Origin of the sequence: Bacteroides intestinalis DSM 17393, from assembly GCF_000172175.1 — a bacterium.
In the GTDB taxonomy this organism is placed as follows: domain Bacteria; phylum Bacteroidota; class Bacteroidia; order Bacteroidales; family Bacteroidaceae; genus Bacteroides; species Bacteroides intestinalis.
In genome coordinates this window covers 12600-25580 of sequence record NZ_ABJL02000008.1, presented here as the reverse complement: position 1 = coordinate 25580, position 12981 = coordinate 12600, and the positions used below count along the sequence as shown (strand labels likewise).

Sequence of the window (12981 nt, the reverse complement as noted above, 5' to 3'; positions counted from 1 at the left end):
ATATAAACTATAATATGTAAAACTTATGATACAACATTATTTAAAAATAACCTTCCGTAATCTAGTAAAATATAAACTTCAATCCATAATAAGCATTATGGGACTAGCAGTGGGAATTGCATTCTTTATTTTTAGTTTCTATTGGTTGCACTACGAAACTTCGTATGATAACTTTTATCCAGCTTCAAATCGCACTTTCTTGGTCTGTAATCAAGCAGAGACATCCCATTCAATATATCTTTCTCCCGTTATGTCAACATTTATCCGAGAGTATTGTCCGGAAGTAGAAGACATAACCTGCTCGTTTGAAGATTCTGGAATAGATTACTCAGTAAACGACAAAATTATTAAATCTCCTGCTTTTCTATTGGTAGACAAGTCTTTTATGAATATTTTCCCTCAAAAGATACTTTATGGTACTTTACCCAGGCTTGAAAATGAACTTATTATAAGCGAAACATTGGCACGACAATTTTGGAAAACTCCCCAAGAAGCATTAGGTTCCATCCTGAGGCAACAAGGAAGTCGTGGCATACATTTGGCAGATCCTCAGCAACTGCGAATCGTAGGTATAATGGCCGATAGTCCTTCTAATTCTTCTTTCCATTACACAGGATATCGCATAATGAAACAGTTCAAGTATGACATAAATAATGAACAAGAATGGAGGTTTGCCAACGCCATTATCCATGTAATGCTACGGAAAAACCAAAAACATAAAGATTTCACTCAACATCTAAAATCTCTATTAGAGAAACATAAGATGACTCCCGAAGAACTGAAAATCAAAATAACTCCTATATACAAGAAACATTTTGATTTTGCATCTGAAAAATCATTCTCATATTCCTTCATTAGTACATTTACAATTGCGACTTTCCTGCTGCTATGTTGTGTACTATTTAACTTTTTGAATCTATTCTTAAACCGTTATTATCAAAGAACAAGAGAAGTGAAATTACGCAAATCAGTTGGTGCCAATGACATTATTCTTATGAAACAATTAATGACAGAAGCTCTTTTTCACGGTTTAATGGCTTGCTTAATATCCGGATGCTTAATAGAAGTACTCACTCCATTCTTCGAAGAAATATTCCAAATTTCCATTCAGAAAAACACTCTTTGGCTGGAATACCTTGCAATTGCATTTATATCCCTGTCATGTATTGGAATCATTCTCACAGTCCCCATTATACAATTTATTCAAGTGTCCACCAAACAATCTTTAGTCAACAAAGTGCGTCCCCATAGACACCATATATTCCGACGGATAAGTCTGTCTTTACAATTGGTTATCTGCCTGTTTTTCTTAACATCAACAGGAGTATTATATATGCAGTTACGCTTCATCCATAATGTAGATGTAGGTTTCGACACTCAAAATATTATTGAAATGCGCATCAATCCACGTGAGCAAAATGGCAATGATATGTTGGAAGAAATTAAACAGTTGCCTATGATAAAGGCTACCACTACAGCTTCAGATTATATAGTTTGTAAAAATATAACTAGCTTTGAAGAGCGCGTAGAATGGAATGGACAGACAGAAGAAGATAAAAAAAGCCGTTTTGCAAGGCTGGCACTCCAAAATAGCGGAGATAAAATATTTAACTTCAGGCTCATTGAAGGAAGACTGTTCCGTGAAGAAGACTGGGTAACCAATAGTAATACACCTAGAAACATATTCAATTCACCTATCCTGAACAAAATCATATTAACTCAAAGTGCTGTTACTGCCATGAGAATTGAACATCCTATTGGAGAAATAATACGGATTCCTATTGGCATATTCAGAAAAGGTGATCTTGAATGGCACTATAGTGATTATGAAATCATAGGAGTGGTGAAAGACTTATATTCACAAGGAATGAAAACGGAAGTATATCCCACCATCATATCACAAGCACATAATTGGATGCAATCAATTAATTATTTTCAAGTTGTTCCAGGAACAGAAAGAAATGCGATAAAGGCCATCAATGAATTAGCGCAAAAACATCAGTGGGAATACAATGAATACAATACTGAACCGCAAACCGTAGACAATAAAATCCAGGAATTGAATAAGTCAGAAATTGCAATATTCAAGTTATTTTCAATTTTGAGTTTCCTTTGTATTCTCATCTCTTTATTTGGTATATACTCGATTTCATCTTCAATCATCACCCAAAGACAAAAAGAAATAGCTATTAGGAAAGTGATGGGAGCTACTATCAGTGAAATTATCATCATGTTTTTCCAGGAATACATTGCACTAGTATTCGTTGCAGCCATCATTGCTTTCCCATGCTCTTATTATGCCATGTCAATATGGTTGGAACAATATGCCTATCATGTCAATATTAGTATAGATCTGTTTATCATCATATTGAACATTGTAACTATCTTAGTATTATTCACCATATTACATCAAGTTATTAAAACTGCACGGCAGAATCCGGCAGAAGTGACAAAGAGTGAATAAATGGTGCGTATTCGCACTGTGTATGTGCAGTATAGCACACTACCTAAATGTTTCTTTTACATGTATATATTTTATATACAATATATTACAACTTTGGCATAGGATTTGAAACCTATTAAATAAATATAATATAATATGATATTCCATTATCTCAAAATAGCATTCAGAAACTTGTGTAAGTACAAGACACAAAATGTCATTTCCATCATTGGATTGGCAGTAGGTTTGCTCTGCTTCTGTGTCTGCATATATTGCAGTCGCTTTGTAGAAAACACAGACCATTGTTTTGCTAATCATGATCGTATAGCAGAATTAAACCTCTATGACAGTAAGGCAGACAGATATTTTTCAGGTTCTCCGGTTCCTCTGGCCGAAGAATTGCGCACATGGGCTTTGGGAGAAACGGAAGCTATCTCATCCGTAACCTATCCTCGTGAACGTCCTTATTATGTAGAGTTATCTCCGGAAAAGACGCTGCCTTATGAACTTGAAACGATTGAAATAGATACTTGCTACAATAAAATCTTCACTCCGGAAATGGTGGCAGGACACTGGAAAATGGCAAGCCAATCTCTTAACTCCGTCATCCTGAGCCAATCTATGGCCATTAAAATATTCGGTAATGCAGAAAGTGCTATCGGTAAACACATGACTCTCATGAGAAGACTAAATACTTCTCCTGAAAGCACTCCGAAAACAGGAGGTATCGTCTATACCATTCAAGCAGTGATGAAAGATATTCCTCTGAACAATAGCTTAGATTTTATGCAAAACATAGATATGCTGACCGTAAACGACAGTGAAGGACTTCTACAAAGTCCCAAACGGCATAACATGACGGGAGCAAATACCTACGTGCTGTTATCACCACAAACTACATGTACCGATTTAGAAAAGCAATTCTCAAAAAGAGACTATACCTATACTTTGTATGGCGAAGCTTACACTGTCACTGCCAGTAGCATGGGAGCCAGATTAAAGAAACAAGGCGCTTCCTACTTGGGGTTAGTGACCGGAATTATCGGTACACTGATATTATTAGTAGGACTGATTAACTTTTTCCATTTCCTTATCGGTTCTTTCTTCAACCGCACCAAGGAATACAGTATCATGAAAATGATAGGATGCAACTGGAAACAACTTTTCTACTTGCTGTTCACACAGTCATTGATCGTCATATCCATATCTTCCATACTGGTATTATCAGGCATAGAATTATTGGGGAATCACATGAATTTCTCTTTACCAGGCATTGCAATGACCTTTACCACTGAAACGCTTTTAATACATGCTCTGCAATATATCGTTCTTCTTATCATACTCTGCGCCATTATATGTTTGTCTGTTTCCATTCGTATTCGTCGTATCACCGTGCAAACAGGTATTTATGGAAACAATAAATGCAGAGGGAAACAATGGGGGCGTAACCTCATGCTGGGTATCCAGTTTTTCATTTGCTGGGTATTCGTATCCCTGACAGTCGCTTTATATCTGCAGTCAGAAAAAACAGCCAATACCTTGTTCCACACATTAAGCCAACGAGAGAAAGCGGAGATCTTAAGTATTCCGTTGGATTATCCCTTCATGAAGAACGAAGAAAAACTGACTATGATAGAGCGCTTCAAGCAACATGCAGGAGTGAAAGAAATTTTGCTATCGGATGTCGGTTACATGCAAGGGATGTCGGGCAATGGATTAACAACCGAAAAAGGAAATGAGAACTCCTGGATTGATATTAGTGTCATGGCTGTACCCGCCAATTTCTTCTCTTTCATGAATATTCTCATGGAACAAGGAAGACTTCCTCAAACGGAAAAAGATATTGTGGTAGACAATGTCTGGCAGGAGATGCAGAAGAAAGATGTAATCGGTATGAATTTGTATAGCGGTAATACCGACTACACAATCTGTGGAATATCCACACCTTTTCAGGCCGATGTCTATAACCGAAGTAGTGGATATGCTTTCCTACCTTATAATTCATCCGTCTATATAGGCCATTGCTATATCAAGAGCCATCCTGGACAGCAGAAAGAAGTAGCTCAATGGATTGAGAAAGTTTGTCACGAGATGCTTCCTGAAAATATAACTTATCAGGCTAAAACATTCCTGGATGATATCCATGTTTCGCAAGCTCTTGAATACAATCTGAAAGACATCATTTTGTTCTTTGCTGTTATCAGCATCATTATCACACTATTAGGTGTATACTCCAGCATCACGCTTGATACAGAACGACGTCAGAAAGAAGTTGCTATCCGTAAAGTAAATGGGGCGGATGTTCCGCAGATTATCCTATTGTTTGCCCACCTTTATATCATTCTGTTATTGTGTAGTGCCATCATTGCATTTCCTCTTGTATATGTTGTGTTGATGTTGTGGAAACAAATGTACACAGTATTCTTTGATTGCGGTTTGCTTTTCTGGCTCTGTATATTCTTGATTGTTACTTTTATTACAGGTTTTACAATACTTTTCCGTATCTTGCGGATAGCAAGGAGCAATCCGGCAGAAATCATTAAAAACGAATAGCAAGTGAAACAATGATACTACATTATTTGAAGATATCGCTCCGAAACCTGTTGAAGTATAAAACTCACAGTCTGATTTCCGCCATTTGCCTGGCGGTGGGAATCGTATGCTACGCTTTGGTATGTTTTTTTGTTCAGCAACAGGAAAAGCTCGCCGATTTGCCCAACTGTGAACGACGGCTAAGGATAGAAGTCAGCCAAAGCGAAAGTCCCTTTTTTCGCAGTCATGAAGTGAAGCGGATGGAAGAACAAACAGTCAATGGTTTGGAATGTGTTACTATCCACTCTTATGGCAACTCTACAGAGATAGAAGTCATTGATGACGAACAACGCAATTTGCCTTTCCTGATACGCTATAAAGGAATCAATGCCAATTACTTCGCATACAATGGCAGGAAATTATTGTATGGTAACCGTTTACCCGAGGCACCGGATGAAGTGGTCCTGTCACAACAATTTGTACGCAAAGCCTATGGTAACAGAAATCCCATCGGATCAGTCATACATCTCTCTAATCCTAAAATCATATCAGAGAACCCGATACAAGACTTCAGGGTGGTGAATGTAGTAAAAGACAATGACTTGCGCATTCGGGAAGCAGATTGTTACTTCTCTTATGAAATCTTATCTAATGAAGCATTAAGTGTAGAAGGCTATTTATCTCCTGAGACAGATATAGAAACCCTGAACAAAAATTTGCAGTCGGTAGCGTGGCAACGGGACGAGCATACGGTGCATCCTTGCGCATACTTTACTATGCGGCAAGATAAAGCTTGGGAGAAGGCAAAATTGGCTATACTGTTTGTTGCTTCGCTTATCTTGATTTCAGGCCTGATAAACTTCCTCAAATTCATAATCCAGATGTTCTACAACCGCCAGCGTGAAGTGGCGTTGCGTAAATGTATGGGTTCGGAGATAAAAGGACTGTTTCTACTTCTTTTCGCCGAGGTATTTTGGATGATGTCCATCGCTTTCCTTCTGTCATTGATGCTGACGGAAGTAGCCATAAATATTGCCGAGACATACATACCGATGCATGACTTACCCAAATTTTCACTGGCTGCAATTTACTCTGTACAATTCCGGATATATGTCGCACTCCTGCCTATATGTATGCTGGTGATATGGTTTCCCATCCGCCGATTACGGCAGGTAAGCATTATCAGCCAAATCAATAACAACCGCAGTCGCCACATTTTCCGTTCAGTCATGATGTGGTTTCAACTCAGCATTTCGATATTTTTCGTAAGCGGCACGCTCGGTGTCCATTTGGTATTGGATGAAATTTGGGGACATGCTTATAGCCCGCTTACTTCCCAAGAGGAGGATGACATTATCGCCCTGAATATAAACAGCCAGCGTATGTGGCAACATCTGAATCCGATATTAACCGATATCCAGGCTTTACCGGAATGCGTCGGGATGCTCCCCATGATGGACCATATGAAAAACGGATTTTTCTTCATGCGCACCTACAAAAAAGCAGACCAGTCGGAAGCGCGGATTTTCTATACGGAAGGTTCTCCGAGCTACTTTAAGTTTTTAAATATTCCGATGCAAGGGAAAGAAGTAGACGAAGATGCGGAAGGATGCATTTACGTTAGCGAAAGCTTTAAACAACAACTAGATAAAGACAGTGTGCAAGGTATGGTGGAACTTAATGGACAGAGTTATCGCATCATAGGTACCTTCAAAGCGCTCTATAAAGAATCACAGAAAGAAGGAGTCATCGGTTCGGTATTCTTTCCCGGCAACAGTTTCGGAAATTTCTACTTTAAACTTGCACCCGGAACAAGCTCCGACAAAGGCGTCCGTCGTATCACTGATATCTGCCGGAAATATGTTCCTGACACTTTGCCACTCGAAATCCGTACGCTGGCCGATAATAAACAAACCACCCAAGGATCTATATATATCACCCAGGTTGCGATGACGGTACTGGCCGTTATCAGCGTCTTATTAGTCGTGCTAAGCATCTATTCAGCCATTTCTATGGATACAGTCAGCCGACAGAAAGAAATTGCCATACGCAAAATCAATGGAGCTACTCCGTGGATTATCGCCGGAATCTTCGGAAAAGCCTATCTGGTTATCTTCTTGCTGGCCTTTGCTATTGCTTATCCATTGATCAGAATCATGTTGCTATCAATAGATGACACTCCGGTGCAATGCATACAAGGATGGGGGTGGGGCATTTCAATCTTCTTCAGTATAGCTTTACTGATATTCCTCACCACCGCATACAAAATTTACCGGATCATGCATATCAATCCGGCTGAGATAATAAAAAATGAATAAACAATATTACTAATTAAAATTATCACTATTATGATTAAAACAGTAAACCTGCAAAAAATCTTCAAGACAGAAGAAGTGCAGACATGGGCTTTGAACAATGTGAACATCGAAGTGAAAGAAGGCGAGTTCGTCGCAATTATGGGACCTTCCGGTTGCGGTAAATCTACATTGCTGAATATCCTCGGCTTGCTCGACAACCCTTCGGGCGGAGAATACTACCTCAATGGAAAGGAAGTATCCAAATACACCGAAGCACAACGTACCAGCCTGCGTAAAGGGGTCATCGGTTTTGTATTCCAGAGCTTCAACCTGATTGATGAACTGAATGTATACGAAAACATCGAACTGCCGTTGCTTTACATGGGCATTCCTTCCGCCGAACGCAAACGTCGCGTAGAAACAGCAATGGAACGCATGGCCATTACACACCGGAGCAAACACTTCCCGCAGCAGCTCTCCGGTGGTCAGCAGCAACGTGTAGCCATTGCCCGTGCCGTAGTAGCCAATCCAAAGCTGATCCTTGCCGATGAGCCTACCGGTAATCTGGACTCAAAGAACGGTAAGGAAGTGATGGAACTGCTGAATGAACTGAACAAAGAAGGAACCACCATCGTCATGGTGACCCACTCACAGCACGATGCCGGTTTTGCAGGACGTATCATTAATCTGTTCGACGGACAGGTGGTGACAGAAGTGAGTCTGTAAACGTTTCTTTACTCAGTCAATTCCTGTCATCCTGGGCAAGATCGAAGAATCTCATCTCTACAACCTTGTGTTAAGAGAAGATATCTTTCGACGAGCCCAGGGTAGCAGATTGACCTACTTTTCAAATAACATATCAAGATATTAAATATGTACATTCTGAAGTTTGTCCTGCGTAGCTGGTGGCGAAACAAATTGTTCGTCACTATCTCTCTTGTCAGCTTGGTTATCGGTATCGCCTGCACCAACCTACTGACAGCCTTCGTCCTATACGAATACAACATCGAGTATAACAACCCCAACCGTGACCGCATCCTCCGGCTGACACAAACACTACCATTCGCACAACAAGAAATGCAAGGAACATTCGTATATCACGAATCTGTCCCCGAAATCATCTCACAATTCCCTGAGATAGAAGCTTCACTACGCACACAAGCTATCACTCACACAAAAATCCGTGTGGACGACCAAGAATATTCCGAACTGAACCTGCTATCAGCGGACAGCACATTACCTCTATTTATCCCCATCGAAACCCTTGCAGGAAAAATAGAAGAAGTATTGACCCACCCAGGAACCATCGCCATCAGCCAAGCTTTGGCCGAACGCTGTTTCGGTACCACCGACTGCCTCGGCAAGCTGCTGGATATCCCCCAATCCAAAAGTGCCTACCGTATCGCCGCCGTCTTCCGCCTGCCACCGCAAAGCATGTTGCAGGCAGACTTGCTCACGCATCTAAAAAGTCCCGAAGGAACCACCTGTTCGATACTTCTCAAAGAAGGAACAGACCTCAACGCCTTTCGCCAACGCTTCGATACAACCGAACTTCCTACTTTATTAGGCAAAGGGTATTATCGTACCCAGACTTTACAGGAATCCTATTTTACCACTACCACACAAGATAGCAACCAGTGTATCGAGCATCGGCAAAAGACCCTGTTAAGCGTCGGACTGTTATCTGCTTTATTAATCTTGTTCATCGGTTGCTTCAACTATATCAACCTCAGTTTTTCACGCTTATTGAAGCAAATACGCACCTTGCACATTGAAAGCCTTTTAGGTGCAAGCCAGCGTCAAATCCGTAAGCAACTCTTTGCCGATACTTTCCTGATGGTGATTACAGCATTCCTGTTGTCCATTCTGTTGATGAGCGACCTGTTAGCAGTATTCAATGCAACCATATCCGCACATCTGTCGTTCTCCTATCTTTTCTCCGTTCAGGTGTTCCCTGTTATCCTGCTGTTTGTCATCATTCTATCCGTTGTTCCGGCAGAATACATGGGCCGGAAGATACAGACCTTGTCCGAAAGCCGTTACCGCAGCTTCTTTACAGGTCGTAAGAAACAGCGCATTGTAGCAGCACTGGTCACTTTACAATTCATGATTTCTATCGGACTGCTAAGTGCTTTTATGATAATCCGTAGCCAAATGGACCTGATAGAGCAGGAGGGAAGCCGCTACAAAGGAATCGTTGAGTTTGGAATCGGCGACTCCCGGCAATCCCCTTTACCTACTTGGATAGAAGACATTAAATCCATCCCCGGAGTAAAATCTGTTGTACCGTCCAAATCAGGTCTTTATACCATGAGTATGGCCGTTCCCCGCCAAAATGGTGAGAAGAATGACCTTCTGATGCTTGAACTTTATGAAAACTGTCCGGACTTCCTGGATATATACGATTTCTACTTGCTGGATGCCAAACAAACATTCCATTTATTACTCCGTACCTCTGTGCCGGTCATCATCAACGAGTCCTTCATTCGCTATCTTGTGCCCGAAGGAGAAGACCCGGTGGGACAACCGATCTCTAAATACGTGCCCGAAAAGAGTGAGAAAGGTACTATTATCGGTGTCATGAAAGATTTCAAGAAATATTCGCTCACAAACAATGTGTTTCCACTGAGAATGATTCTGCACGAAACGCCACAAGATAACTATACCACATTGACCTTACGGTTTGACGAACAAGATCGCACAGCAGTTATCCATCATCTTCGCGGATTATGGGAGAAGAAATACCCCGGTACTCCATTCAATTATGAAGACCCTTATCAGGTACTGATCTCCAATAATCAGGAAGTCACCGACTTTTCCCGCATCCTGCTGATGTATGCATCAATCAGTTTATTCCTAACACTGTTCGGGCTATTCGGCATCACCCATTATGCTATTCAGCAACGTATACGCGAAATAGGAATTCGGAAGATTCACGGTGCATCATTCGGGCAAATATTATGGCTTGTCAATCGCCCGTTCCTGTACTACATAGGCATAGCGTTTATACTCATTGTACCCCTGGTCTGCTATCTGATGAATTATTGGCTGCAACAATTTGCTTACCATGTACACATTGGTATTCTTCATTTCCTGCTTCCTTTGTTCTTCACTGTCTGCATCACCCTGCTCACAGTATGCCTGAACAGTTATCGGGCAGCAAGAAATAATCCGGTAGATAGTATCAAATACGAATAACCGTATCCCGGTTAATCTCCAGAACCAGAGACTGAAAATCAATCATCGCATTAAATAAAGCGATATGTGAATAGGAGGAAATCTCATCTGACGGAATATCACATTCCGTCAGTACCCCCTGTTCCAACAGCAATGCACGTTTTGTGCCTTTCAATAAGGGAGTCCTTGGCGTATACCAGACTCCCTCTTTTTCTAACGCCACATTAGCAATGGAAGTATCTGTCAAAAGATTGTTTCTGACAATCAGCACATCATCCCGGTTATCGCGCAGGGCATACAATGCTTCCAATTCCTTCCGGTTCGTACTTTTGTAGCGATAATCAATCGTATCCGAACCTACCAACCGGAGTGAACGTACAGCCCTTATTGTATAAACGGAAAATGTCACTTCACATACTTCTCTGCCATAAACTACCCGGCATTTATAAAAACCACTTTCAGGGCAATCCTCTATATAATTCAGAATATCCAGTTGATCCACCATTCCGAAAACCGCCTGTCTCGTCTCATTCATCCTACGGTTGTGATGGGCAAGATTCTGCAACTTACCGTCACGTACTTGTATCGTTTCAATAAATCGGCACATATATTTTCTGTTTCATTTCTTCATATTCACTGTGTGCGTCACTCTTGAAAGTAATGCCACCACCGCTTTTAAAATACATTCCGTCCGCCTCTTGCTCTACAAAACGTATCATCACGGCACTATCCAGACTGTCTCCATCGAAATATCCGGTTATTCCCGCATAGAATCCCCGTTCATATCCCTCAGCTTCACGAATAATCTGCATCGTCTTCTTTTTGGGTGCTCCGGTAATAGAGCCGGCAGGCAACATACTGAAAAGAATATCACCTAACTGCCGTTTGTAATCTTCTGGAAGTTCACCGCATATCTCCGAACTGGTCTGCAATATCGGTCCCCGATTTGTCTGCAACACATCTATATAGCGATAACGCTCCACCCGGACATGAGATGCCACAATACTCAGATCATTCCTGATCAGATCCACAATCGTAGCATGTTCCGCCGCTTCTTTCCCGTCGTTCATCAAGGTTTGTACGGCATCGTGCAGGGTAGCGTCTATCGTACCTTTCATGGGATAAGAGCTGATAATCCCTTTCTTTATCCGAACAAAAATCTCCGGAGAGAAAACTACAAAACGATTCTTTACCCATACTTTATATAAAGCACGGGAGCTACAATATATATCCTTTAAAGTCAGATTGGTTTGTACCGGAGTCCGGCAAGTTAAATTCGTAAGAAAGCTGTTTCCGGCAAGAATATTCTTTTTCACATGTCTGAAAGCACGACTATATTCCCGGAAAGAAACAGGCTGTGAGATCCATTCTATCTGTTCCGGCAAACTCTCCGAAAGCAATTCATCCGTTAAACCGGCAACTGCTTCATTCGTAAATCCATTCAGGTTATATATCAACTCCTCCGGTGAGACCTCTGCCGTCTCTTCCACATAAACCTGTTCCTGCGAATAATCAATCAGAAAGACAAACGACTTTGAACAGCCTGCCAGCATATTCATGCGTGCGATTGCTTCCTGCTTACTATATAGTTTCATACATCTATTTTCGTTTAGCAGGAAGCAAAGGTAATAAAAAAACTATTTCCGTGCCGCCACTGCCAGCAATACTCCCAGCACAATGCCCAGCAATGCCGCAAACAATACGCGCATATCCGGCGGAAGCATGAAAGTAATGGTGTGTGCAGGATACCAGAAGAACGGGATTGTCTTCTTAAAAACGAAGTTCCATTGAACGTTCCAGTTCAGTCCGGTGATGATTTTCGTCATCGGGATAGGAGTGATAAGACTCTTAATAGAACCGCCGCACATCAGGATATGCGTATCTGTTATTTTATGGAAAGTCATGAATACCGGAGCAAAGATTGTGTTCATCGTTACCGATATGGCCAGCGCCACCAGCACCTTATCGAGAGACATCGCTTCACTTGTAAACGTTGCGGCAGCATTTGCCATACCCATATACTCCATGAACTGCGGCACACCTTTTGAAAAGATAATCATAGCGGCATTGATACCCATACCAAGTATGCCCCATACCACCATGCGCGGAATAATACCAAAGCCTTTCCGGTTGTATACTCCCGCACTTATTCGTAATCCCAGCACTTCGCCCAACGAAGACAGAATGGCAAACTTCAGAAAGCTCATCACCATGCCGTGTTCAGCATTGAACGACTTATACCAGTCATAAACCGCGTCACTCAAAAAGAAGGGTAGAAAGACTACCACTACCAGAATAATAAACAGGAAATCTTGCTTTTTCATTGAAAAGACGTGTTTTTCATTAATAATGCGACAAACATACTAAAAAACTTTCAATATCAAAGCAAGATGATAACAAAATAAACAATATTGTAACTAATATGAATCCAAATATTAAAATTAGAGCTGAAATCCTGCGAAATCCGTCTTTGCCCAATCTTATTATATCAGAAAAAGGCGCTTCTTTTCAGAAACACCCCTCAACCCTGTT

The 12981-nt window shown here is 41.2% G+C and carries 8 protein-coding genes; 5 read left to right on the top strand and 3 right to left on the bottom strand.

Annotated features, from left to right (window positions below; translation table 11 throughout):
• Positions 1-25 precede the first annotated feature (25 nt).
• From BACINT_RS09425 to BACINT_RS09405, 5 genes are all read left to right on the top strand, one after another.
• Positions 26-2464, top strand: coding sequence for an ABC transporter permease (locus BACINT_RS09425; RefSeq protein WP_007662552.1), 2439 nt, complete (start codon positions 26-28; stop codon positions 2462-2464).
• 135 nt (positions 2465-2599) lie between these two features.
• Positions 2600-4996 carry an ABC transporter permease gene (locus tag BACINT_RS09420; RefSeq protein ID WP_007662551.1) on the top strand — a complete coding sequence of 799 codons (2397 nt, stop codon included), beginning with the start codon at positions 2600-2602 and terminating at the stop codon, positions 4994-4996.
• Positions 4997-5007: 11 nt separating this feature from the next.
• Entirely contained in the window at positions 5008-7293 is a 2286-nt protein-coding gene (locus BACINT_RS09415) for an ABC transporter permease (protein ID WP_007662550.1), read from the top strand.
• 30 nt (positions 7294-7323) lie between these two features.
• Entirely contained in the window at positions 7324-7998 is a 675-nt protein-coding gene (locus BACINT_RS09410; RefSeq protein ID WP_007214190.1) for an ABC transporter ATP-binding protein, read from the top strand.
• 147 nt (positions 7999-8145) lie between these two features.
• Positions 8146-10470 carry an ABC transporter permease gene (locus BACINT_RS09405; RefSeq protein WP_007662549.1) on the top strand — a complete coding sequence of 775 codons (2325 nt, stop codon included), beginning with the start codon at positions 8146-8148 and terminating at the stop codon, positions 10468-10470.
• On the opposite strand, the gene BACINT_RS09400 is transcribed toward BACINT_RS09405, so the two are convergent.
• The 3 genes from BACINT_RS09400 to BACINT_RS09390 are packed head-to-tail and all read right to left on the bottom strand — an operon-like array spanning position 10457 to position 12773.
• The gene (locus BACINT_RS09400; protein WP_007662548.1) at positions 10457-11056 is read right to left on the bottom strand and encodes an aminotransferase class IV; all 600 of its coding nucleotides are present in this window, start codon (positions 11054-11056) and stop codon (positions 10457-10459) included. The two genes, BACINT_RS09405 and BACINT_RS09400, sit on opposite strands and share 14 nt — an antisense overlap.
• Positions 11040-12044, bottom strand: coding sequence for an aminodeoxychorismate synthase component I (locus BACINT_RS09395; protein WP_007662547.1), 1005 nt, complete (start codon positions 12042-12044; stop codon positions 11040-11042). Before BACINT_RS09395 ends, BACINT_RS09400 begins: the two co-directional genes overlap by 17 nt.
• 42 nt (positions 12045-12086) lie before the next feature.
• Complete coding sequence (locus tag BACINT_RS09390; protein WP_007662546.1) at positions 12087-12773, bottom strand: hypothetical protein; 687 nt, start codon at positions 12771-12773, stop codon at positions 12087-12089.
• Positions 12774-12981 lie beyond the last annotated feature (208 nt).